Raw genomic sequence first — 21852 nt, forward strand, 5'->3', positions numbered from 1 at the left:
TCCAGATTCGCAGTTACCCGCGACACCCTTGCCGTTCAGCTAACTCTTCCCCTTGCCGGGCGAGTAGAGGACTTTCACCTCCAAGTGAGTGCGCCCTGCCGGGCGCACCAAGAAAAACGGCCCCGAAGGGCCGTGGAAAGAAGCCGGCGACCCCGAGGGGCCACCGGCATGAGCACATGGATCAGACCGTGACAAGCTGTCGGGCCAGGGCGACCTCGACGGAATCACCATCCTGGTTCAGAACATCCAGGCCCGACTCGGGCACGTCGCCCGACGTGCTCTGCGACACCATGATCTTCCGGGCCATCAGCCCCAGGCAGGTCATCTGCGAGGAGTTGGCGTAGCCGAGGTAGATCACGCGCACCGGCTGCTTCTGGCCGATGCGCCAGGAGCGCCGGGCAGCCTGCTGCAACGAATACACGTTGTAGCCGGACTGGAGGAACACGATGGTCGGGAACTCCAGCAGATCCAGGCCGGTTTTCACCAGCTCGGGATTGGTGATGAGCACGTCGATGCCACGGTCCAACTGCTCGGCGATCCAGTCCTCACGGCGGGAGGCATCCACGCTCGCGCGCAGCACCGCCACCTTGAAGCCTTCCTGCTCCAGCAGCACCTTCAAACGCGACGTGGTGTCGCGCGTGCCGGTGTAGACCGAATAGACCAGGGTCTTGCGACCTTCTGCCTTCTCTTGCTTGCAGATCTCGATCAGCTCGCGCTCCTTGGGCATCACCTCCAGCTCGTTGAACTGAGCCGGAACGAACGCCAGGGTGTTGCGCGTGCGCGGATGCACCACTGTCTCCGACCGGAAGCAGCAGTCCGGCCAGGCCAGCAGCACGTTGAGGACTACACCGAGCAGCGTCGTGTCGCGCTTCGCCAGGGCCTGCTTCAGCTCCTGGGTCAGCCGACCCGCCAGATCGCGGTAGGCCGCGGCTTGCGCCGTGTCCATCGCGACTTCGCGGAACTCCTCGTCGTAGGGCGGCAGCACGTTGCCACCGATGTCCTTCAGCTTGAGGAAGACTGTGAACGGCAGGACGCAACGCAGCACGCCCTTGGGACCGAACCCCGGCGCCTTGACCGTTCGCACCGATACCTTGGTGCCCTTGGCCGTCTTGTGCGCCGTGCCGGTGCTCTCGGAATAGATGTCCTTGAGCACGCCGTGATCGCGCATGAACGCCATCGCGGCCGAGGTCATGCTGCCGCTCTTCGTCGGCCGGTAGCCGTCTTCTATCATCCGCCCCGGCAGGGCTCGGAACAGCAGGTGGAACAGGTCGTCGCCGTAGCCGCCCATCAGTGTGCCGGTGATCAATAGCGTCTTGCGCGCCTTGGCCGCCAACACCCCCATGGCCTGGCCCTGTGCGGAGCCGCCGTTCTTGTACTCGTGCGCCTCGTCGGCGATGAGCAGGTCGAACGTGCCTTGGGGAAGTTGCCTCTTGATGAACTCGGACGGCTGGTAGCCGCCCTCGCCGAAGCCGAACTCCATGTTGGCCATCGCACGTTCCATGCGATGGGCTTGCCGGTCCGAGAAGACCAGCTCGCCGTTGCCATCCATCAGGTTGATGAACTCGTGGATGTTGTCCCCGAGCATCGACGCGAGGAAGGCGTCACCGAACTTCTGCATCAGCTTCTGCGCGGTGACTTCCCCGATGGTTGGAATACGCTTCAGTGCCTTGAGCACGGTCGAGGACTGGTCGCTGGCGGACAGGCCTCTCGGACGGACCAACGACCACAGCGGTGCACGGCAGTGGCTGCACTTGCGGCGGGACTCCTCGGCTTCGAGTTCGACCGGGTTGATCGGCTCGCCGTCGAGGTCGGTGATGACGTGCCCGCAAGCCGGGCAGGCCCCCACGTCGCCGTGAGGCGTGCGCCGGCGAACGAAGACAGGTTTCCAGTGGAACCCCATCCGCATCCGCACGCGGCCGAGGACGAAGAACTCCTGGCCCTGCGCCGGCACGCCCAACTGCTCGCGCAGTTTCAGCAGCTTGACCAGCGTGTCCGGGCCATTGAGCACCCAGACCTTGGCACCGGCAACCGTCTCCTGGATTTCGCGCCGCCACTTGTAGACCAGGTGGGGTGGCGAGAGCACCAGGGTGCGGCGGTAGCCTTCGGCGTTGAGCACGGCGGCGGTGGCAATACCCACCGTCGTCTTGCCGCAGCCCATCTCGCCGTTGACGATCGCGGCGCGTTCGCCGCGATCGACCAACAGCTCGGTGACGGCGTGGACCACATCGGCTTGCGCCGGGAACAGCTTGCGCTTGAGCGCGGCGAGGATCAGTTGCCGATGCACCCGCACCTGGCCGGTGTAGACCGGCGGATTGGCGCGGTTGAGCGAATCGAGCAGCTCGTCGCCGAACTCCGATACGAAGTCCTGCAGGCTGAGCGTGAGAGGTGAAGCGGCCGCTTCGAGCAGGTCGCCCTGCACAGCGGTTTCGGGAACGGTTTCGAGATCGAGGGACATGGTGATGCTCCAAAGCAATGGGGCATGCACCTCCCCCACGGGGCGGTGACATGCCCCTGGGTGGGAAGAAAGAAGCGGCGCGAGACCGCTGGATGCGGATCAGTATTCGCTGGGCAGCAGCAGTGTGGTGACGCTGCGATCCCATTCGGTGATGATCCAGAGCTTCTGGTCGGACGTGACCTGGTAGGACGAGAACAGACGATCCTCGCCGGACTTCAGCGCGGCGTCGTTCTGCCGCCGATCGCTGTCGCTCAGGTCGCCCCATTCGCCATGAAGATGGCGGCGCAGGTACGGCGTGGGGTTGAGCCGACCCTGTCGGACCAGCTCGTCGACGCCGGCGGTCATGACCACCTGCCCGGGCGAAAAGCGTGCTTGTGACGCGAGGTTGAGGACTGCGAGTGCCATGGTGGTTTCTCCTTCTGGAAGAAGGGGCCACGGCACCCCATCGGGGGCAACGTGACCCCGGTGGGTGGATGAAAGCGACGGCGAACCGTCAGGGAACAGCGATCAGCGGATGGTCAGCACTTCGCCCCACGTGGGCGAGCCCAGCGTCAAGTCCCATGCACGAATGACCGGCACGAACTTGTCTGTGAGGATGCGCGTCTCGGCCACGGAGCCGTCGTCGCGTTCGGTGTATTCCGTCTGGAGCGTCTTCTCCTTGTGGGTGTCACCTTTGACTACCAGCACGCGCCCGCTCTTGGACGTCACCACGCCGGAGATCGCGCCTGCGGCCAAGGCCAGGGCGAGATGCCAGTGCGACAAGGCCCGCGCGGGTGGACGCAGCGACTGCTGCGCGGCCCCCAGGTGCGTATCGAGCGCCGGCCAGAGTCCTTGCAGCCGGCCGACTTCATCGGCGAACTGCTCGGGCTCCATCGTCACGCGATAGAAGTGCTCCGGCTCGGCCGGGCTGGCAGGGACGGTGTACGGCAGGAACGGCCATTCGGGCGGCAGCTCCTCGGCTTCGGCGTCACCCTGTCCGATCTGCAGCAGCAGACCGCGCAAGGACTTGGCCGACTCCGACGCCTGGTCGCGTTGACGAATCCTGCGACCGAAGATCACCACCTGCTTGAACTGCGTTTCCACCGCACGGTAGATGCGCAGGTCGGCGAAGTGGCGCGTCAGCCATCCGACCAGCTCGGCGTCGAGCACGTAGGACGGCACGATGAAGATCAGCACGCCGCCGTACTGCAGCAGCGGCAGCGCGCGCTGATAGAAGAGCTTTTCCAGCCGCGCACGGCCCTGGCCCTGATAGCCGATGTTGCCGTTCACGTCCTTGCTCAGGTCGCCATACGGCGGGTTCAGCCACAGCAGCCCGAAGGACTGGCGCGAGATCAGCGTGTCCATCAGGTCACCTTGGATGCAGCGATCGACAAGTTGCCGTGCGTGGCGGGCACGCTCGGCGTCGTACTCGACGGCGAAGGCCTGGACCTGCTCGCGCCCGAGGGCGTGGGCGGCTTCGGCAATCGCCACGCCTTCGCCGGCGCAGGGATCGAGGAGGGACATGGAGCCGGGAGACGGCACCAGTGCGGACAAGGCCCGCTCCAGCGTCGGCTCGTCGGTGGGGAAGTAGCCGTTACGGATGAAATTGCGCGCCAGGCGCGGAAACATGAGTGCCATGGATTTCTCCTGGTGATGGATGAGGGAAGGCGGGCACGCGCGGCGCGCATGCCCGTGGGGATGGCTCACGCCACACGCCGAAGCGGTGCGTTCGCGGCCAGTTCGTACTGCGTGGCGCCAAGGGTGCCGTTGCGGATCAGCTCGCCCAACGCCTTCGTCAGCGCCGGGACATCGAGGGCCAGCCGATGGCCTTCCAGCGGCCCGAGGGCCAAGGGAAGACCGGTCAGCATCCGCCGTGTCTGCAACAGCTCCAGCACGGTGTCGCGCCAGTGGTCGAGCAGTGGCAGCGGGCAGGTGTCCTGCACCAGCGTCCACAGCCGGTCGAGCCGGTGAGCGGAATCCCTGGGCAGAAGCGCCAGCGCGCTGGCGTTGGCCTTGTCTGGCTTCACGCAGCGACGATCGAACAGCCACACATTCGTCAGCGAACCGAACAGCGTTCGCCGATAGGCGCGGGTGATGCGCTTTTCCAGGTTCTCGACGTTGCCGACGAAGACCGGGATGGATGCGCCCTGCTCGGTGATGACGTGGAACTGATCCAGTCCCTGTTCATCCCGGCCGAGGGTCAGGCGGGCGAGGAACTCCTGAACGGCGGTGTCGCGCGCCCAGATCGAGAGAAAGACGAGACTGCCCTGCTCGTCACCGACGCAACCGTCGGCCATGAGGTCGGGGCATTCGTCGATGCGGTACAGCGGTTTCGTGGAAGAAGGTGCAGGCATGGTGATGTCCTCTTGGAAATGAAGGAGCAACCACAGCCCGCGGGGCCATGCTCGCCCCGGTTGGGTGGAAGGAAGATGCGTGCCGCTAGACAGCGCGCCCCGCGTGGAAGCGGTGAACCCGCTCGCGCCACTCGGAGCTTTGCACCGGCGCCATGTCGAGATAGCGCAGCGGGCACGAGTAGTAGTACGGATGCACGGACTCATCGAGGGACTTGTAGCCCCAATCGCCGCCCGAGCTTTCCAGAAGATGGCAGCCGATGTAGCAGACGGACTCACCGGCCGCGAGGCCCATGACGCCCGCCTGCCTGGCGGTGACGCGAACCACGGTCCACAGAACGTCGCCGTCCAGTGTGTGGTCGATGACTTCGCAGCAAGCGCGTTCGGACGCCTGCGGAGCGAGCAGCTCGCGGATCAACTGATCGCGCGTCTGACGAACGAAGGTCCAGCCCATGAGGGTCTCCTTGAAGAAAAGGCCGGAGCCCTCCCCGTCGGGGGAGAACCCCGGCGGGTGGCGGAATGCCGCGCAAGGCGGCGGATGGATCAGGCAGCTTTGAGGTGCCAGTCCTGGGACAACGGAGCGAACTCGTAGCCCAGCTTGTCGAGACGGTCGCGCTGCTGACGCAGCACACGACGATCCACGGTCGCATCGAGCTTCACGGTCTCGCCCAGGGGCCACAAGGCACCGAACAGCGCCGCGTCGTCTGCCTCGGCCGAGGCCGCAGCGGACACGGAAGCTGGTTCGCTGCCGAACGGCGTGGTATCGACCAGGGGATCGCGCGGACTGCGCGGCTTCGCCTTCGGCTTGGCCGGGGGCGATGCCGGCGCGGGCGCCTGCGCCTCCTCGTCGATCGGATCGACTTCCTGCGGACTCAGCCGGCGGGCCTCGTCGCGGCTCAGGGCGTCGATGTTGGACAGCGTCATCCCGCCCAGATGGGCGCGGATCTCGATGACCATGCGGCCGTTGGCGTTGTACGTGGAGGGGCGAATCTCGACGATGACGAAATCACCGTCGTACTTGCCCTCGCGGTACTGATCGAGTTCGGCGTTCTTCACGACGAACTCGCCGATCGAGGTCGCCAGGCGGCCGACGTTGAAGTCGCCGTTCCTGCCGTGGATGGTCTTGATGGCCAGTTGGCCGGGAATGGTGATCATGAAGGTCTCCTGCTGACGAAGAGAAGACAAGGCCCCGGGGATGGGGCCTTGCGGATCAGAACGACTCGGCAACGGCCAATGCGGGGGCATCGGCTGCGTCGTCGGCAGCATCGGCGACGGGCTTGGAAGGCTCCGGTGTCGAGGCTTGCTGCGCAGCGGGCGCATCGGACGTCACCGGGACTTCCGGGTCCCGCTCGTCGGTCTCGGTCGGCTTGGGTTCGGCCTTGTAGACGAGCTTGCCGTCGACCTTGATCCAACTGACGAACAGCAGGCGGGCCTTGAGGCTCACCCCCTGCTCGCCGGCACGCTTGCCCTTGGAGTAGGTGAAGGTGTCGGTCCACAGGTCGCCCAGGCGGAAGCCGATCATCACCTTCTTCTCGGCGTCGGCCGCCTGAATGCAGCGGCGCACCAGGTGCTGCGCTTCCGATCCCGATACGCGCGTGTCGAAGCGCACATACGAGACGTCATCGCTGGGACCGTTCAGAGCCGCGATGTCGCAGGCCAGGAAGGGATCACCTTTCTTTGGCTTCACTTCGCGGATGCGATTGAGATACCCGAGGCCGGTGATGTGCAGATCGAAGTAGGACTTTTCGGTGGAAGTGGTCATGGTGAATCTCCTGAGAACAATGAGGCGGAGACACACCCGACCCAAGGCGGGGAAGGTGTGGAACCCCCGCGTGGGTTGATGGAACAGCTTGGTGGCATCGCCATCGAGAACCGATGGCCGTTCGCGCATGGATGCCGGTGCGAACTGGGGTGATCAACACGGTCGGAACCGCGTCGCAGCCTTGAAGATCGTGGCTGCCTGGGCATGTTGCTGACGGACGTCAGCGGAACATGGCCGGAAGCGTGGCGCCGGGACGGCGCGCAGGCGAGCGGCAATCGGCACTCGCGGCTGTCCGCATTGCCGGGAAGAAGGAGGCCCCCGGTGCGGGGGCCAGGGATGGGCGGTCAGTTACCGCTGGGCGTGGGAGGAACCGCCTGCAGCGACAGGTGTGTCGCGGTGGCGGACACGTCGAGGTCGTCCTCGCTGCGCAGGATGCGCGCAAACACGCCCTCCTGCGGATCGAAGAACTCGCCGAAGTCGTCGCCACCGAACTCGGCGCGCGCCAGTTCCCACCAGTCGTCGAAGGCATCGACATCCGGGTTGCAACCGGCGGCATAGGCGATGGTCTTCTGGCGACCATCGGGTCGGCGCTCGCCGCGCTCGGCCAGGAAGTACACGCCCTGATCCTTGGCCAGGATGACGCGGCATTGATTCGCCACCGCTTCGGCGAGCACGGGCCGCAGCTCCGTGCCTTTGAATCGAACAGTCATGGGTGTGATCTCCAGAGGGCAGGAAAAGAGGCTTCCCGCCGCGAGGGCGGGAAGCTGCTGGGAGGTCAGGTCAGTGCCGGATAGCCTTACGACACGACAGGCACTGCACGCGGATGCGTCTCCAGCTCCCGTCGTCGATCAGCCGTTCCAGCGTCTCGCCGAGGGTGTCGAAGAACACCTCATCGACCCGTTCGACCAGCGCGCCGGCGCGGTGCAGTTCCACCGCGTAGAGGTCGAGGCCACGCTCATACAGCACGGTGACGCGACCGTGGAACTTCGTCGTGGCGACGGTGAAGCCGATGGCCGGCGGTGTGCGGATGATGTCGGCGGGCAGCGGATCGACCCAGGTGATGTCCCGCGCGCCGGCATCCACCAGCATGTGGGTGACGCGCCGGAAACCGTCGGGAGCGGGCAACTGCTCCAGTTGGTTGACCAGTTCCTGCAGCTCGGGGCAGCGAGGCTTGGGAATCGGCAGCTTCGCCGGTGCGGACCCGAGCACCAACCGCTTCACCGTGTAGGGCTGGCCGTCGGCGGTGAACTCGGTCTGCTCCTCGGGCGTGTCCGCTCGCTGACCGTCGAAGCGGCGTCTGACATAGGGTTCGACCTGCACCTTGGCGCCCTCGTCGGGCACCTCAGTCACGAGCGTGCGATCGAGCACCGCGAACTCGGCTCGCCCCGTCTTGACGACGATGGCCTCGTCGGTGGTGGCGATGACCTTGCCCTCGAAAGGCTTCGGGTCGATGTGAAAGCCCAGCGTCGAAACCTTGGGCTGGCCGTCGAAGATGTTGAACTTGAACGAACGGACGTTGGAAGGCACATGACCGACAACAAGCGTTGGCATCTGTGCACGGATGGCTTGGGTATCCATGGGGAGACTCCTTGTGGCAACCAAGGGACTCCCGCCCGCAAGGGAGGTCTGTCCCTTGAGGGTGAGGTGGATGGACGCGGGTGCGCCCGGAGAACGAAGCAACCAGCACGGCGAACCGCGCCGCAGTCTTGAAGGTCTCGACTGCCTGGGCATGCTGCCGGCAACGCCAGCGAACATGCGGCCAGCGTGCGGCACATGGCGGCGGCCGTCCGTTGGGAATCGGCAATGCGCCGGCACCGCGTTCCGCGAAAAAGAAGAGCCCCGACGTGGGGGCTCGAATGGGTTGCGGGTTACTCGTCGTCGTAGAGCGTCAGCCCGTCCAGCACGGGCGCGTCGGCATCGAACACCAACATGCGAACGTCAGCGAGCGCAGCCAGGTGCAACACTTCCACGAGGGACTCCGGCACGCCCTTGGCCCGGTGCTCCTGCCGCAGCTCTTCGGCGGTGATGCCCTCGACATGCTGCAGGTTCGCATCCGTCCAGGGCGTGGCGATCAGCTTCACGCCGACCGCCGGGCTGTAGGGAATGCGGAAGGCCACGAACAAGAAACCGCTCGGCGTGGCGATGTCCGCCAGTTCGGCGAGGAAGCGGCCGGCCTCCTCGGTGATGTGCGCCGAGCTGATTTCCCAGGCACGGCTGTAGAAGCCGGTCTCGAAGCGCAGGCGGCGGACCACCTCGCGCGCGGCTTCCTCGGAGTAGGTATCGCCGACGTGCAGTGGCTGGCCGGCTTCTTCGGCCATGACGGCGTAGACGAGGTTTCGGGCGATACCGTGGCTGGGGCACTGCGCGTCCAGCTCGGGCGGCACGTTCTGGCCCTCGGTGATCAGCGCGAAGTCGTCGCAGAAGACGCAGGCATGGCGCTCGACCTGGCTGTCCGGCAGATGCGACTGCGAGACGTGCAGCGGCAGATAGCTCAGCGGGCAGTCGTCGTCGTAGGAAATCGCCAGCAGCCGCTGCACGGACAGGCCATCGTAGCCGCGGACGAAGGGGTTTTTGGAATGAGACATGGGATTCCTCCAGCAGAGGATGGCCGAGGCAATCCCCTGCCGGGGATTGAACCCCAGCGAGTGGATGAAGTGGCAACCGGTCAGCCGGCCGCGGCGTCGGGCCGCCCTGGTGGCGGGCGGTGCAGGTCAGTGGAAGATGGTGATTCGGGACATGGCCGCTCCTGCGAAAGGAAGGAGGGACATGGCCCCGAACGGGGACGCATGTCCCTCGTGGGGTGGGATGAAAGAACGGTGGGTTGCCAGGCGCGGCTCACCAGCCGTTGTAGTGCAGCGTGAGGTCGGCGATGACCTGGCGCCGTTCCAGATCGAGGCCGCCGAAGTCGGACAGCCCCTCGAAGCCGCAACGCTTGAGCATCGCGCCGCCCTCGCGGGAGTTGTAGAAGCTCACCATCGCGGACAGGAACATGCGTTGACCGCTGCTCAGCACACCCAGGGCGTCGTTGAGCATCAGCATGTTGGGCCGCAGGTCCCACTTGGTGGTGGCACGCTGCAGACCTTCGCGTGTGCCGTCGCCGAACCACTCGTGGCCGGCGATCTGCGCGCCGCGCTTCCAGGCCTCGAAGAAGGCCTGCGGTGCAGCGTCGAAGTGCGCCTGTTCCAGCGCCATCTGATCGAGCACGTCTTCGGGTAAAGACAGATTCATGAGAGAACTCCTTGAAGGGTGGGAATCAGGGGTGAGCGCGCTGTGTCCAGGCATGGGTATCCAGGGCGCGCTGTGCTGCGAGGTGGTTCGGGAAATACTCGACGGACTCCCGCGATACCGGGCCTTCGTCGTCTTGCGTGCCGATGTAGTGGCCGGCCGCGCTGCGCAGCACCTGTAGCGGCAAACGCTTGCCGGTCCAGGCCAGCGCCAGCGCACCACTGCGTACTGCGGTTGCAGAGGAAGATGCGGAAGGTTCAGACATGCCGTGCTCCTTGGTGGGTCGGGGAGCACGCATCCCGTAGAGGATGGAGTTCCCCTCGGGTGGTTGAGAAAAGTGCATCGTCGCCAGGCCGGCGAGCGTCCGCGGTGGGCGATGCGAAGCGGACTGGATCGGTCGACGCGGCGAACCGCGTTGCAGTCTTGAAGACCGAGACTGCCAGGGCATGCCGCTGACGACTGTCAGCAACGCATGGCGTGAGGATGGGCGCGAAGCATGGCTGCCGTCGCAGGGAAAACCGAATCGCGGACGGCCCGCTTTAGGGCAGGCCCGCGTCACGGGACAAGGCAGGGACCAGGGCGCCGAAGGCCACGCGGGCCTTCGGCTGGAGAGGAAGGAAAACCACCTGTGGGCTGCGTCAGCGCGGGCCGTCGTCAAAGCCGTTCGCTGCGTCAGCAATCGCACCCGGCCCGTTTCGTGGCTGGGCCGGAAACCTCTGGCGTGCATCCACACACAAAGGGAGCCCGTTGTTCCGCCGGCGGGCACCGGCACGGAATACCCTCGGCCCAAGGGGCCTCCTCACGGCTCGCGCGGCGGCAAGGCGTCAGGAAGCCCCTCATGACCGAGGCAAGGCACACCGATCAAGGGAATGGCGGCGGGCGCGATTCGTGGAGCAATGTCCTTCTCGCCCCGTCGCCCGATGGCGGGCAGACGGGGCGCGCACACCGTTGCAGAAGGAGACGCGCGCTTTGGAGTCCCGCGCGGTGCGGGACGTTTGCCTCGCCGCTAGTGAAGTGGCCGGCGCGGCAGGGGGAAGCGAGGATCAGGACGCCTTGGAGGCAGCGCGCCGCTTGCGCGGTGCGCTGCGCCGGCCCGTCGGGGACTCGATCGGCAACGTGCCCTTGCAGTCCGGGTAGCGCGAGCAGGACCAGAACGCGCCGCTCTTGCCCGTGCGCTGCTGCATCGGTGCGCCGCACTGCGGGCAGGCCGGCGCCGGCGGCAGCTTGAGCGAGAGCGTAGCGCCGCGGTACTGCTGCACGAGCTGGCCGACCCACACGGACTGCTTCTCGATGAAGGTGTCCAGCGCCATCTGGCCGGCCTCGATCATGTCGAGCGTCTGCTCCCACACCGCCGTGGTGCCGGGGTCGGCGATGGCCGAGGGCACCGCGTCGATGAGCGTGAATGCCGCGTCGGAAGCGCGGACGGCGCGGCCTTTCTTGACCAGGTAGCCGCGACCGATCAGACCGTTGATGATGTTGGCGCGTGTCGCCTCGGTGCCGATGCCGGTGGTATCTCGCAGCTTCTGTTTCAGGCGCGGGTCGGTCACGAACTTGGCGACGGTCTTCATGGCCTTGATCAGCTCGCCCTGCGTGTAGGGTTTGGGCGGCAGCGTCTTCAGCGCCTTGAGATCCACCTTTCCGACCGGGCAGGACAGGCCCGCATGCAGGGCGGGCAGCACCTGGCTGCGCTGCGCATCCTCGCCATCGGCATCGTCCGGCCGCGGCGTCGCCAGCACCTCGCGCCAGCCGGTGACGGCGATCTGCTTGCCCACGGCCGCCAGCGACTGACTGCCGCACGAGAACTGCGCTACCGTCCGGTCGAACTCATGGTGCGGGAGGAACTGCGCGAGGTAATGAGCGCGGATCAGCCGGTAGACGGCCAGTTCCTTCTCGTTCATGGCCGACAGGTTGGCGGGCTCCAGCGTCGGGATGATGCCGTGGTGAGCCGACACCTTGCCGTCGTTCCATGCACGCGAACGCTGTTTGCGATCCAGGCGCTCGATCAGCGGCCGCAAGCTGGGGTCGGTCTTGACCAGGCTGTCGAGTACGGTCGGCACCTCAGCCAGCATGCTCTCGGGCAGGTAGCCCGAATCCGAGCGCGGATACGTTGTCGCCTTGTGCGTCTCGTACAGCGCCTGGGCAATGTCCAGCGTCTCCTGCACGTCGAGGCCCAACTGCTTGGAGCACACCTCCTGCAGCGTGCCCAGGTCGAACGGCAGCGGCGGCCCTTCGCGAACGCGCTCGGTTTCTACCGACAGCACCTGGGCGGAGCCGGCCGTGCGCAGGCGCTCGGCGGCCTGCTGCGCCACCGGCTGTTGCAGGCAGCGGCCCGCATCGTCGGTGCTGCCTTGCGGGGGCGTCCAGCTTGCGACGAAGGACTGGCCTGCATGCGATAGCGCAACCTCGATGGCCCAGAACGGTACGCAGACGAAGCGCGCGATCTCGCGATCGCGGTCCACGACCAACTTCAGCGTCGGCGTCTGCACGCGCCCCACCGACAGCACGCCGCTATAGCCGGCCTGGCGCCCCAGCAGTGTGAACAAGCGGCTCAGATTCATCCCGATCAGCCAGTCGGCGCGCGATCGGGCGAGTGCGGAAAAATACAGCGGCAGCGTCTCGGCGGACGGCTTGAGCGCCCCCAGCGCCTTGCGAATCGACGCGTCGTTGAGCGCCGACAGCCACAGGCGCTGAATCGGACCGCGGTAGCCGCATAGGTCGATAATCTCGCGGGCGATCATCTCGCCCTCGCGGTCGGCGTCGGTCGCAATCACCAGTTCGCCCGCCTTGGCGACGAGCTGCTGCACGACTTTGAATTGCGCTGCGGTCGCCGCCTTGGGCTCGACACGCCAACGCTCAGGAAGAATGGGCAGTTGCTCGATGGCCCAGCGCTTGTATTGCTCGCCGTAGCCTTCGGGCGGAACCGCCTCCACCAGATGACCGATGCACCAGGTCACGACGACACCCGCGCCGCTGTAGCAGCCGTTGTCGCGTTGACCGGCACCCAGCACACGGGCGATGTCCTTGCCCTGGGACGGCTTCTCGCACAGGAACACGCGCATGAAGCCTCCTTGGAAATGTGCGGTTCATCGGATGGACGTCAGCTTGGCGGAGCCAGGAGATGCCGGCAGCAAGGAAGTCGATTGATGCAGACACCGCTTTGTGATTGGCAGGCGGTTCGTTGCCGCAGCGGTGTGCATAGATCGTAGGAGCTGGCACAGCAAGAGCGTCGTATCGGGAGGGCGGCTGGAACTCCGTGGACGACCTTGGAGCTATCCCCTGGGGATAGCTCGCTGGTGCATCGCGGGCGTATGACGGTTGCTACAGCCGCCCTCGGGGGAACGGCGATGGGCGAATTACTGTCCGCCGGCCGGCTTGGCGCTCAGCGCCACCGACTCGATGCGGTACGGCAGGATGCCCACGCGCCGGGCCTCGACCTTGAAGGTCACCCGTTCGTTCTCGTCGGCGTCCTCCCATTCGTCGCGCACGGTGCGGCCCTCGACCAGCACCCGCATACCTTTCTGGTACAGCGTCTTCCAGTGCTCGGCGTCGCGGTGCCACAGCTCCACCGGCGCCCAGAAGCCGCCGCGATCTTCGTACTCGCCGTCCTTCTTCGGGATCGGGTTGTCGAAATAGACGTTCAGGCGCAGCAGCCGACGCGGCTCGTCGTTGCCGTTCGGAAATTCGCGGTAGTCCGGCGCAGAGCCGATGTTGCCCTCGCCGACGAAGTGCGTACTCATGGTGACTCCTTGGTGGTGGGTGGAACGGCCGCGGCATGCCCGTGGACACGCCGCAGGTAAGCCGCTTCGGCCTGGGCGGCCTTGCTGGCGCATTCCAGTGCTTGGCGAGCGATGCTGTGGGTCAGGCTGATCTGCATGTTCAACACGATGCGCTGCAGTTCCATCGCGTACAGCTCGTCGATCAGCGAGGCCGGCGTCGCGGGGTTGGCCAGCAGGGCCTCCCACAACGCCACGCCCATGGAGGAACGGTCGAGGTTGCGCCAGCGGAGGAAGGTCGTCCCTGCGCCAGTGGCCTGCTGGGCCAGTTGCACGTCGAGCAGACTGAAGGGGTAGGCGCGTGCCTGGGGCAGTACGCGCCGCTGCGCCAGGCCAATCACGTCGTCGCGCAGCGCTGCGCACTGGCTGGCCCAGGTCTCCAGACTCCCCTTACCCTTAAAAGGCTGTAAAAGGCCTTTTAGGTAGCCTGCGTGTTCCAGCCGCTGGAAGTCCGCCTGTTCCAGCGCCACGAAGCGCGTGGAGTGGCTGATGGGGGGCGATGCCGTCATGCGTCAGCACCCTCATTACCCGTCGCTGGATTGGCTGCGCCATCCGTGGGAGCCGGGTCATCGGGCTCGATGGCGGGCGCAGCAGGCGGCGTGCCGGGCTTGGTCGTCCGCCGCGCGATCGGTGGCGCGAAGCGCGAGCGGCGCGTGCCTTCCAGCACGTCCTGCGGCAGCTCGCCGAACTTCTCCAACGCCGCTCGCGCCGCGGCGTTCTTCGCCGCGAAGTCGTCGCGCGTCGTGCCCGAGTAGCGGTACTGCTGGGCCAGCGAGAACAGGCTGCGCAGCGCGTGCGCGCCATCATTGAGCCAGCGCTCCAAGGTGCTGCGGTCGATCAGCGCAGTGTGGTGCGCCAGGATGAGTTTGCGCGCGAGGTCGTCGTAGTCGGCCAGCAGGTAGACCGCCATGAAGCCGAGCTGGGCGTTCACGAACAGCGGCAGCTTCACCGGCTGCACATTCATATTCTCGCCCAGCGACAGCGCCGGTGGCACGTCGGCCAGGGCCTGGTCGACCTGTTCGCGCAGGGTCTGCAGGCGGGTCTTGGTGTCGGCGAGCTTGTCCTCGATCCGCAACATCCACCAATCCGAGTACGGGTCGTCCTGCTCGGCGCCGCGCTTCATCTTGTTCATCGCACTGATGAAGCCGTTGAGTCCGATGATGCCGGGGCGCCCCTCGGTCGGCGCACGGCCGTGCCAGATGCGCGAGGCGTGGTGCGTGTGCAGCGTCAGCGACATCGCGCTGCGCAGCGATCCGAGATTCAGTTGCAAGGGTTCTGTGCGTTCGTTGGCCATGAGAGCGACTCGCGGTGAAGGGGCGAGTCGCCAGCATCGGCATCGGCCGGAAGGCTGTCAGTCAACAAACCGCAGCCCATGCGTGCCCGGTTTGTTCCGTACGGAAGGCTGTGTGTGCCGGCTATCCCCTGGGGATAGCGCGGCGGAGTCGTTCGCGGCTCGCGCGGAGGTGAGACCGCGTTGCGGGGCTATGCCTCGCGAGGTCTGTACCAGGCGGCCCGTTGCCCCTCCACCTCACGGTAGCGAAGCTCGAACAGGCGGCACTCGTGCACCACCTGCCGCCAACTGCTGCAGCCGTACTTGGCTGGAAGCTGCTCGGGATGTCGGTCCGCGATCCAGCGGCCAGCGGCGGCGATGGGTGTCCAGCCCCCGACGGCCAACTGCGCGGCGGCCTCGCGCAGCGCGCGAACGATGCCGGCGGCCGGCCAGTCCACCGTGCCGTCCAGCGCGATGCCATTGACCACCAGGTTGTGGAACACATCCGACTGGACGAACTCCGCTGCCAGGCGCCGCGCCTGATCCATATGCTCGGCCCAGCCGCGCAGCTGCTCGAAGTGTTGATCGATGCGCGTGTAGGCGGAACCGAGTTCGTCCTGTGCAGCGCGGCACCCGTCCACGGTCCATAGATCGTGCTGGTCGATGAAGTGGTGCACCAGGGTGTTGCGCAGCGATACCAGGTCTTTGAGGTCGGCCTGGGTCTGGGCGTAGTCCTGCGCAGAGAGGCTCAGTTGCACGCGCGTGCGAAAGGAAATCACGTCGCCGGGAAGATCGTCGTCGCGTTCCTTGCCACCATTTCCTTCGGTGACGACATACGAACCAAACAATTGTCCGACCAACGTGCCCAGGGTCTTGGTCGCGGCATCTTCGATCCGCGCTGCGAGAATGGCCTCCTGCGAATGCGCCGGGCCTGAAATCTCGTGGTGGGCCAGGGTGGCTTTCATGAGGCGCTCGTATTGTTGAAGGCGCAACAGGCATCTGCCCAGCAAGCGCTGAACGTCTCGCTGTAGTGGTTGCAGTGCGTTTGTGGCGGGGGAAGTCGTCATGTCCATCGTCGGCCGGGCTCGTGCGTGGCAGTCCTCGTCTGATTCACAGGCGACAGTTTCGCCTGTCATTCGGCGGGCGACAATCGAGCGCGGCGGAAAGGTGTCTGTTCCAGCTATCCCCTGGGGATAGTCAACATCAGCGATCACGCAAGGCTTCTCGGAGCTGTGCCAGGTAGGCACGTGCCACCTCGGGGTCAGCCGCACGGGATGCCGGTGGTGACGATGGCGCAGATGGCGGGGACGCTGGCGGCGTCGATGCACTTTCTCCGGCCCAGACTTTGAACTCCCCGCGCAGCGCCTTCTGGATGATGCCGAACAGGTAGCCGGCCGGGTTGCGTACCGCGCTGTTGCGGCAGCGTGCCGCCCACTCGTCGAGAACGGCCTGCCGCTGCGCCTCGTCCACCTGCTGCAGCGCCACCAGCGCGCCGGCCTGCTGCTCGTCCTTCAAGCGCAGGAAACGCTCGGGCAGCCGCAGGCTCTGCAAGGCCCTTGCGCGCGGTACTGTACGTACTTCATTTATACGATCATTACGTACTGTACGGTCCTCCTTCGGAATCCGAGGAGAGCCGTCCGGTGCGGGTTTCGGCCCTGCTTCGGATTCCGAAGACGGGCGCGCAGCATTCCGAAGAAGGGCATCCTGGCCTTCTTCGGAATCGTAGTCGGCGACCTCCTGTGGATAACTCCCCGTCGCCAAGCCGTGGCGTGTCATGCGCTGCGCCAGCACCTGCAAGCGGGTCGGCAGCGTGCGGCCGCTGAGCAGCGGGTCTTCGGCAATCTCCTTGAGCGTGTTCATGCCCACGATCTGTACCGCCTTGGCGGCATGGGTCAGCGCCTGGCTGACCAGGCCGAGGTAGTCGGCATCGAGTTGCATCGCCTCGAAGGGTGTCAGCGGTTCGTCGTGCAGCACGTAGAGGTTTCCCTGGATGCGGCCGGTCTTCGGGTCGCGCCGTCGTCGCACCAGGCTCAGCCAGCGCGTCAGCCGCAGCAGCGTCAGGGCGCGCGCCACGGTCTCGTGCGATGCCTGCGCCGCACAGGGCATCGAGGCCAAGTAGGGGCGCAATTGGTCGTAGGTGGGAAAGGCGGTCACGCCGTCGTCGTTGAGCTGCAGGCGGAACACCTGCCAGGCATTGCGCTCCAGCGGCGTCAGGCGTCGATCGAGGAACAGCGCGCGCGGCACGCTCTCGTGCCGGTTGCCGCTGTAGAGAAAACCGTCCTGGCTCGGCGCCGTGCCCTGCGCCGGTTCCTTCGGCTCAAGGTGCCGCAGCGCCTCGTCGAACAACGCCGACAGCGCAACCGGGCCATCGCGCCGTGGTGCGCTGCCCGTGGTCATGGCTACACCAGCCCCTGGTCGATCCAGTTCCGTATCGCCGACCAGATCACCGACATGGGCAGGGTCATGGCCTCGGCCAGGTCCATGGTCAGCGCCAGCATCTCCATGTCGTCGGTCAGGGCGACATGGCGCTCGGCGACGCCGGCCTTCCAGCGCTCCCACAAGGCCACGTCCTGCGCCTCGTCGAGCACCGGATGCCGGCCCTTGCGCTTGGGCAGCCCGAGGATGTTGCGGCGCAGCGCCACTTCCTGATGCGTGAGGCCGTAGAACTTGCTGACCATCTCCGTGCTCGCCCCCAGGCGCAGCATGCGGTCCACCGTGGCGATCTCCCGCTCCACGTCGTGCACCTGGCTCAGCAGCCGCTTCAACACTTCCCGGTTCACCGACACCGAACACCACGACACCGTGGCATTCACCAGCATGCTCACGAGCTCGGGGTGTTTCAGCGCATCCAGCTCCTCCTCGCCGAAGCCCATGGCCTTGCAGCGGCGCAACTGGCCGTTGCGCAGGTCATGCAGAGCCTGGGCGATCACGGCCTGGTTGAGCGGGTGCGGTGCCGACATACGGGAGCCTCCTGCGCTCAGGAATCCTGGCTCGCTACGCCGGCTTCCAGATCCAGCAGCCGGCGCGCCAGGCGCAGCAGACGGAACAGCTTCACCAGCGCAGCATCGCTCAGGCGTGTGGCCGAGCCGCCGTGGCCATGCAGCAGCGCCGCCAGCTCGTCGGCCAGCCGCGCGCGGTCCAATCCGTTCGCGGAGGGCGGAGCCGCACTCAGCACATGCAGCAGGGTCAGCACCGCCCGCGCGAACGCCGGCAGCGCCTTCGCCTGGCCCACAACCGGCGCCGCGCAGACGAAGCCGATGCCGCCGACGCTGGCCTCGATGTGGTCGCCGACCGCCGCTTCCTCGCCGATCTCGCGCGCGAACTGCGCGATGTGCACGCGCAGGCGATCCGGCACGTCCAGCCCCGGCTCGACGTACCAGACGTCCGAGATGGGATAGAGCCCGCCGACCTGCACGGGGATCGCACGCAGCGCATCGGCCTCGAAGTCGGGCAGCTTGTCGCCGAGCTGGTCCGCGACCATCCGCTGGATGGACTGCAGGCGCTCGGTGGTCGGTGCCGGTGTCACGATGTGCCCTTGCAGGCGCTCTTCGCGTTCCCCGTGCTGGTCCTCCGGCGCTTCGGGCGATGCAGGCGGTGTCGCTGCTGGCGCCGAAGGCGCGACCGGCGTGGTGTCGCGCGGCACAGACGAGGCGGGTGGCTGCTGAGGCGCGGAGACCGGCGGGGGAGGATCAGCAGGCACGACAGGCGCTGCCGGTGGCGTCGGCGCCGCCGGTTCGCTGGTCAGCGCACGCTGGCGGCTTTCGCTGTCGTTGATCTCCAGCGCCAGCGTGTCGTAGTCCGCCTCCAGCAGCTCGGCCATCTGGCCGACCAGCTCGTCCTGCACCCGCTGCGGCGAGAAGTCGTCCGGCTGTGTGTCGAACTGCGTCAGCACGTCCTGAAACAAGGTGGCGAAGTCCACGGTCACGGTGCGGCCCAGCGCACGCCGCTCCCAGGTGCGCTCGCACGCCTTGCGCAGCACCGCGAGCCGGTCCACCTGATGCCGGCCCAATCCGCCGTACAACAGCGTCGGGATCGCCGGCAGCAGATAGCGCACCGCATCGTTCATGCGGCTGATGTGTGACTGCGGCACCGGATAGCCGTCGGCAGTCAGTCGCCGCGCGAGTTCGCTCTGCGACAGCGCCTGGCCGCTTTCCTGCTCGTAGAACTCGCGCGCCTTCTCGATGCCCAACGCCCGCTCGATGAAGGTCAGCCCGCCGCGCAGCTCGTTCTCGGCCAGATGCCCGGTCAGCGCCACGATTTCGCCGCGCGCCGGCCACGGGCGGAACACGCACGCAATGCGGAAGAAGCGCTCCTCCTTGGTCTCGCTCCACAACTCGCGCAAGATCGCCAGCCGCGTGTTGCCGCCGTTGCGAATGATGTAGTGCGCCTCGCCCGGCCTGCGCGTGATCGCGGGGGGAGCGTCCAGCCCGCGTTCGCGGATGGACGCCTTGATCTCCGCATAGGCCGGGTTGCGCGTCACGCGCGGGTCGTGGTCGTAGGGCCGCAACTGGTCCAGCGTCACCACCATCGGCGTGTCGGCGATGGGGTCGCTCAAGGTCGCGGCCGAAGGGCCGCTGCGCTCGAAGCCGGTGGCCAGCAGCTTGGCAGCCATGTCCTGCGGCGTCAGCTCAGCCACGGCCGTTCTCCTGCGCCGGCCGGTCGGCGCGGCGAAGTTGCGCGCGGGCATTACGGTCGGCACGGTGGTCGCTCGCCGTCGAGCTGGTGTAGATCGACGCGCAGCCTCGCTTCGTGAATTTCAGGTGCCCACCGGACGTGCGCACCACGCGCCAGCCTTCGCCCAGCGCGAACTCGATCAGCGCGCGCAGCCGTTCACGGCCGCGCGCCAGTTCATGCGCGCTCGCCATGGCCGGCCCCTCCCGCATCGGCCCGGCCGGAGACCAGCGCGAAGCGCTCCCGCCACGCGGGGAACAGCTCGCCGGCCAGCGTGCGCATGGTCTCCAGCGCCGCGGGTGCCGTGCGCCCCGCCGGCTGCCGGTATTCCACCCGATGCACCGGCAATCCTCGTGTCGCAGCGCGCGGATAGGCTTCGATGGCCGGCACGTCGGTGCCCAGCACCTGCACGCCGGCCTGTTCCTGGAACACCTGTCGCAGCGCCTGCTGGACCAGCCGCGCGTTCGACGACACCGGATGCACACGGTTGATGAGCAGGCGCAGCGGCGGCGGCTCGATGCCCAGGTGCCGATACGGCGCGATGTCCTCGATCAGTTGCAGCGTGCCGCGCCGCAGCTCGCGCGCCGCGAGGATCTCCGGCGTCACCGGCGACAGCGCCAGGTCGGACGCCAGCACCGCCATCTCCAGCAGCACGCTGCGCGCGCCCTGGGTGTCGACCAGCAGCAAGTCATAGTGCGTGCGGAAGACGGGAAGCAAATGGCGCAGTCGCAGGCGCCCATCCGGTGCGTGCAGCAGCAGCGTGTTCAGTTCGCCGCGGTCGTCGTTGGAGAGCACCAGGTCCAGGCCCGCGATCGCGGTGCGCGACACCAGTTGCTCGATGCGCCGCTCGTTGAAGGCCAGCATCTCGTAGATGCCGCCGGGCGCGCGCACGTCCAGCGTGAAGTAGCTCGACAGCGTGGGCTGCACGTCCAGGTCCAGCAGCAGCACGCGCAGCCCGGCATCGGCGATGAAGCCGCCCAGGTTGGCGGCCGTCGTGGTCTTGCCCACGCCGCCCTTGGTCGAAATGATGGACACCACCTGCATGAGCTTCTCCTCGTCGAATGGCATGAACCGAGAAGAAGCGTCAGGCGCGTTCTTTGAGGCGATCGGCGATCCACTGTTCGATCTCCACCGAGTCCCAGCCCACCGCGCGCACGCCCAGGCGCAGCGCCTTGGGGAACTTGCCTTCCTTCATCAGGCTGTAGATGTGCGCGCGCTTGAAGCCGGTCTTGGCTTCGACCTCGGCGCGGCGCAGGATGCGGTGCTCGGGCGGCAAGGCCGGCGCGATGGTCTGCGAAGACATGAGAGGCACTCCTTGACGCTCGATGGCGTTGTTCAGAAAGTGCCTCGCATTCCATATGCTGCTGCTGCGAGATTCACTGCAACTGCAGAACACGCAACTGCAATTGCAGTCTGCTGTTACAGGCTCAGCGCGATGCCTCCAGGTGGCGACGCGCCTGTGCCAGCTTGCTCCACAGCGTCCGCTCGCTGATGCCGGGCCGCCCTTCATGGTGGGCCAGTAGTGCACTGATCACCGCATCCATGTTGCGGAAGGACGAGTAGGCAGAGCCCGCCGGGGACTTGCCCAACAGCAATGTCAGCAGGCCGCCAATGATGTTCAAGTAAGTCGATTCGCTGCGCAGGCCCGGTTCACTCGTATCGCCCTCACGAATGCTAATGGCATGCTCCTTCGCCAACGCTTCGTGCTGTGCCTTCAGCGCCGCATGTAGTTGTGCGAGTTCGGCAAGCTGCAGCTTGGCGGCCTCGCGATCGGCCAGCAACACGTTCAGCATGGCGACGCTCACCGCAGGATGCAGTTCGCGCTCGATGCCGTCGAACAGGAATGGAGGCCGCTCACCGGGGTAGTAATGCGACATCCACGCCTTCAGGGCGACGTGGCGCACGATCAACGCAGGATCGTCGAGTGCGGGGCGCTGAGATTCCTGCGCCATGCCTGCCTTGCCGTAAGAAAGTTCATCGTGTGCCAATGCGTCGAAGATGCGCTCGGAGAAAAGGCGCAGCAAGGGCCAGCGCGGAAAATCGTTCGGCTCAGGCATGGCACGTGGCCCGAGCGTTTCCAGAATCCGCGGCTCAAAGCGCAACAGTCCCGCCCAACGGACGGCCGCCTCGATCGGGCGGTAGTAGATCCTGGCGCCAAAGGCAAGGCAACTCGATTTCTCCATGTCGCGTGCGTCCCATCGTCGGATCGAACTCTGGCAGACGCGCACCGCCCAAGTGGGCGAGGCGATTGCCCAGAAATCCGGATGAAGCGCAGGGCCGGCCGGGATCGTGGAAGGAAGCGTTGCATCGGCGCTGACGGCCGGCCAAGGGCGAACTACATCTTGCTACGCTTGAAACTCCTCAAC

Annotated in this window: 24 protein-coding genes; all 24 read right to left on the reverse strand. The window is 66.5% G+C overall.

Translation table 11 applies throughout. The features are described from left to right. Nucleotides 1–181: 181 nt before the first annotated feature. The 24 genes from MXC99_RS03660 to MXC99_RS03775 all read right to left on the reverse strand — a co-directional run bounded on the left by MXC99_RS03660 (nt 182) and on the right by MXC99_RS03775 (nt 21669). Nucleotides 182–2455 carry a helicase-related protein gene (locus MXC99_RS03660; RefSeq protein ID WP_247724239.1) on the reverse strand — a complete coding sequence of 758 codons (2274 nt, stop codon included), beginning with the start codon at nt 2453–2455 and terminating at the stop codon, nt 182–184. Nucleotides 2456–2554: 99 nt separating this feature from the next. Further along, on the reverse strand, nt 2555–2860 hold the full coding sequence (locus MXC99_RS03665; RefSeq protein ID WP_017462937.1) for a hypothetical protein: 306 nt from the start codon (nt 2858–2860) through the stop codon (nt 2555–2557). Between the two features lie 102 nt (nt 2861–2962). Beyond that, nucleotides 2963–4072, reverse strand: a complete 1110-nt coding sequence (locus MXC99_RS03670; RefSeq protein WP_247724240.1) for a DUF6094 domain-containing protein — start codon at nt 4070–4072, stop codon at nt 2963–2965. 65 nt (nt 4073–4137) lie between these two features. Next, nucleotides 4138–4788, reverse strand: a complete 651-nt coding sequence (locus MXC99_RS03675; protein WP_200291163.1) for a hypothetical protein — start codon at nt 4786–4788, stop codon at nt 4138–4140. An 85-nt stretch (nt 4789–4873) separates the two neighbouring features. Beyond that, on the reverse strand, nt 4874–5239 hold the full coding sequence (locus tag MXC99_RS03680; RefSeq protein WP_013982123.1) for a hypothetical protein: 366 nt from the start codon (nt 5237–5239) through the stop codon (nt 4874–4876). Nucleotides 5240–5328: 89 nt separating this feature from the next. Then, a complete protein-coding gene (locus MXC99_RS03685) occupies nt 5329–5940 on the reverse strand; it encodes a DUF3275 family protein (RefSeq protein ID WP_247724241.1) in 612 nt (203 codons plus the stop codon). Nucleotides 5941–5995: 55 nt separating this feature from the next. Then, a complete protein-coding gene (locus MXC99_RS03690) occupies nt 5996–6547 on the reverse strand; it encodes an STY4534 family ICE replication protein (RefSeq protein WP_247724242.1) in 552 nt (183 codons plus the stop codon). A gap of 344 nt (nt 6548–6891) precedes the next feature. Further along, complete coding sequence (locus tag MXC99_RS03695; RefSeq protein ID WP_247724243.1) at nt 6892–7257, reverse strand: DUF3085 domain-containing protein; 366 nt, start codon at nt 7255–7257, stop codon at nt 6892–6894. A gap of 70 nt (nt 7258–7327) precedes the next feature. Beyond that, nucleotides 7328–8125 (reverse strand): GTPase, encoded by a 798-nt coding sequence (locus MXC99_RS03700; RefSeq protein ID WP_247724244.1) that lies wholly within the window; start codon nt 8123–8125, stop codon nt 7328–7330. A 290-nt stretch (nt 8126–8415) separates the two neighbouring features. Beyond that, nucleotides 8416–9132, reverse strand: coding sequence for a hypothetical protein (locus tag MXC99_RS03705; protein WP_019486774.1), 717 nt, complete (start codon nt 9130–9132; stop codon nt 8416–8418). 250 nt (nt 9133–9382) lie between these two features. Next, on the reverse strand, nt 9383–9775 hold the full coding sequence (locus MXC99_RS03710; protein WP_003141051.1) for a hypothetical protein: 393 nt from the start codon (nt 9773–9775) through the stop codon (nt 9383–9385). Between the two features lie 25 nt (nt 9776–9800). Then, the gene (locus MXC99_RS03715; RefSeq protein WP_013982118.1) at nt 9801–10037 is read right to left on the reverse strand and encodes a hypothetical protein; all 237 of its coding nucleotides are present in this window, start codon (nt 10035–10037) and stop codon (nt 9801–9803) included. A 778-nt stretch (nt 10038–10815) separates the two neighbouring features. Continuing rightward, nucleotides 10816–12831 carry a DNA topoisomerase III gene (locus tag MXC99_RS03720; RefSeq protein WP_247724245.1) on the reverse strand — a complete coding sequence of 672 codons (2016 nt, stop codon included), beginning with the start codon at nt 12829–12831 and terminating at the stop codon, nt 10816–10818. 294 nt (nt 12832–13125) lie between these two features. Further along, nucleotides 13126–13509, reverse strand: a complete 384-nt coding sequence (locus MXC99_RS03725) for a single-stranded DNA-binding protein (RefSeq protein WP_004362284.1) — start codon at nt 13507–13509, stop codon at nt 13126–13128. Beyond that, complete coding sequence (locus tag MXC99_RS03730) at nt 13506–14054, reverse strand: DUF3158 family protein (RefSeq protein WP_132538565.1); 549 nt, start codon at nt 14052–14054, stop codon at nt 13506–13508. The genes MXC99_RS03725 and MXC99_RS03730 overlap by 4 nt, the downstream gene beginning before the upstream one ends. Next, entirely contained in the window at nt 14051–14839 is a 789-nt protein-coding gene (locus tag MXC99_RS03735; protein ID WP_132538567.1) for a PFL_4669 family integrating conjugative element protein, read from the reverse strand. The genes MXC99_RS03730 and MXC99_RS03735 overlap by 4 nt, the downstream gene beginning before the upstream one ends. A gap of 188 nt (nt 14840–15027) precedes the next feature. Beyond that, the gene (locus MXC99_RS03740) at nt 15028–15780 is read right to left on the reverse strand and encodes an OST-HTH/LOTUS domain-containing protein (RefSeq protein WP_247724246.1); all 753 of its coding nucleotides are present in this window, start codon (nt 15778–15780) and stop codon (nt 15028–15030) included. Between the two features lie 238 nt (nt 15781–16018). Further along, nucleotides 16019–17212 (reverse strand): STY4528 family pathogenicity island replication protein, encoded by a 1194-nt coding sequence (locus MXC99_RS03745; protein ID WP_247724247.1) that lies wholly within the window; start codon nt 17210–17212, stop codon nt 16019–16021. Nucleotides 17213–17214: 2 nt separating this feature from the next. Continuing rightward, a complete protein-coding gene (locus MXC99_RS03750; RefSeq protein WP_132538573.1) occupies nt 17215–17775 on the reverse strand; it encodes a DUF2857 domain-containing protein in 561 nt (186 codons plus the stop codon). Between the two features lie 17 nt (nt 17776–17792). Continuing rightward, complete coding sequence (locus MXC99_RS03755) at nt 17793–19451, reverse strand: ParB family protein (RefSeq protein WP_247724248.1); 1659 nt, start codon at nt 19449–19451, stop codon at nt 17793–17795. Then, nucleotides 19444–19680, reverse strand: a complete 237-nt coding sequence (locus tag MXC99_RS03760) for a hypothetical protein (RefSeq protein WP_062798518.1) — start codon at nt 19678–19680, stop codon at nt 19444–19446. Before MXC99_RS03760 ends, MXC99_RS03755 begins: the two co-directional genes overlap by 8 nt. Next, nucleotides 19664–20530: a ParA family protein gene (locus MXC99_RS03765; protein ID WP_062798520.1), complete on the reverse strand. Its 867-nt coding sequence runs from the start codon at nt 20528–20530 to the stop codon at nt 19664–19666. Before MXC99_RS03765 ends, MXC99_RS03760 begins: the two co-directional genes overlap by 17 nt. 40 nt (nt 20531–20570) lie before the next feature. Further along, nucleotides 20571–20789: an AlpA family transcriptional regulator gene (locus tag MXC99_RS03770; RefSeq protein ID WP_004255100.1), complete on the reverse strand. Its 219-nt coding sequence runs from the start codon at nt 20787–20789 to the stop codon at nt 20571–20573. A gap of 124 nt (nt 20790–20913) precedes the next feature. Further along, nucleotides 20914–21669: a hypothetical protein gene (locus tag MXC99_RS03775; protein WP_062798522.1), complete on the reverse strand. Its 756-nt coding sequence runs from the start codon at nt 21667–21669 to the stop codon at nt 20914–20916. Nucleotides 21670–21852 lie beyond the last annotated feature (183 nt).

The sequence above is a fragment of the Thauera aromatica genome (assembly GCF_023093595.1).
GTDB classification, from domain to species: Bacteria; Pseudomonadota; Gammaproteobacteria; order Burkholderiales; family Rhodocyclaceae; genus Thauera; species Thauera aromatica_A.

Bases quoted from the DNA above. Each gene is read 5' to 3' on its own strand.
- MXC99_RS03710 (WP_003141051.1), bottom strand. From the start codon at position 9,775: ATGAATCTGTCTTTACCCGAAGACGTGCTCGATCAGATGGCGCTGGAA.
- MXC99_RS03705 (WP_019486774.1), bottom strand. From the start codon at position 9,132: ATGTCTCATTCCAAAAACCCCTTCGTCCGCGGCTACGATGGCCTGTCC.
- MXC99_RS03760 (WP_062798518.1), bottom strand. From the start codon at position 19,680: ATGGCGAGCGCGCATGAACTGGCGCGCGGCCGTGAACGGCTGCGCGCG.
- MXC99_RS03740 (WP_247724246.1), bottom strand. From the start codon at position 15,780: ATGAAAGCCACCCTGGCCCACCACGAGATTTCAGGCCCGGCGCATTCG.
- MXC99_RS03715 (WP_013982118.1), bottom strand. From the start codon at position 10,037: ATGTCTGAACCTTCCGCATCTTCCTCTGCAACCGCAGTACGCAGTGGT.
- MXC99_RS03775 (WP_062798522.1), bottom strand. From the start codon at position 21,669: ATGGAGAAATCGAGTTGCCTTGCCTTTGGCGCCAGGATCTACTACCGC.
- MXC99_RS03735 (WP_132538567.1), bottom strand. From the start codon at position 14,839: ATGGCCAACGAACGCACAGAACCCTTGCAACTGAATCTCGGATCGCTG.
- MXC99_RS03745 (WP_247724247.1), bottom strand. From the start codon at position 17,212: ATGACCACGGGCAGCGCACCACGGCGCGATGGCCCGGTTGCGCTGTCG.
- MXC99_RS03700 (WP_247724244.1), bottom strand. From the start codon at position 8,125: ATGGATACCCAAGCCATCCGTGCACAGATGCCAACGCTTGTTGTCGGT.
- MXC99_RS03765 (WP_062798520.1), bottom strand. From the start codon at position 20,530: ATGCAGGTGGTGTCCATCATTTCGACCAAGGGCGGCGTGGGCAAGACC.
- MXC99_RS03720 (WP_247724245.1), bottom strand. From the start codon at position 12,831: ATGCGCGTGTTCCTGTGCGAGAAGCCGTCCCAGGGCAAGGACATCGCC.
- MXC99_RS03660 (WP_247724239.1), bottom strand. From the start codon at position 2,455: ATGTCCCTCGATCTCGAAACCGTTCCCGAAACCGCTGTGCAGGGCGAC.
- MXC99_RS03680 (WP_013982123.1), bottom strand. From the start codon at position 5,239: ATGGGCTGGACCTTCGTTCGTCAGACGCGCGATCAGTTGATCCGCGAG.
- MXC99_RS03685 (WP_247724241.1), bottom strand. From the start codon at position 5,940: ATGATCACCATTCCCGGCCAACTGGCCATCAAGACCATCCACGGCAGG.
- MXC99_RS03675 (WP_200291163.1), bottom strand. From the start codon at position 4,788: ATGCCTGCACCTTCTTCCACGAAACCGCTGTACCGCATCGACGAATGC.
- MXC99_RS03695 (WP_247724243.1), bottom strand. From the start codon at position 7,257: ATGACTGTTCGATTCAAAGGCACGGAGCTGCGGCCCGTGCTCGCCGAA.
- MXC99_RS03725 (WP_004362284.1), bottom strand. From the start codon at position 13,509: ATGAGTACGCACTTCGTCGGCGAGGGCAACATCGGCTCTGCGCCGGAC.
- MXC99_RS03770 (WP_004255100.1), bottom strand. From the start codon at position 20,789: ATGTCTTCGCAGACCATCGCGCCGGCCTTGCCGCCCGAGCACCGCATC.
- MXC99_RS03730 (WP_132538565.1), bottom strand. From the start codon at position 14,054: ATGACGGCATCGCCCCCCATCAGCCACTCCACGCGCTTCGTGGCGCTG.
- MXC99_RS03665 (WP_017462937.1), bottom strand. From the start codon at position 2,860: ATGGCACTCGCAGTCCTCAACCTCGCGTCACAAGCACGCTTTTCGCCC.
- MXC99_RS03670 (WP_247724240.1), bottom strand. From the start codon at position 4,072: ATGGCACTCATGTTTCCGCGCCTGGCGCGCAATTTCATCCGTAACGGC.
- MXC99_RS03750 (WP_132538573.1), bottom strand. From the start codon at position 17,775: ATGTCGGCACCGCACCCGCTCAACCAGGCCGTGATCGCCCAGGCTCTG.
- MXC99_RS03690 (WP_247724242.1), bottom strand. From the start codon at position 6,547: ATGACCACTTCCACCGAAAAGTCCTACTTCGATCTGCACATCACCGGC.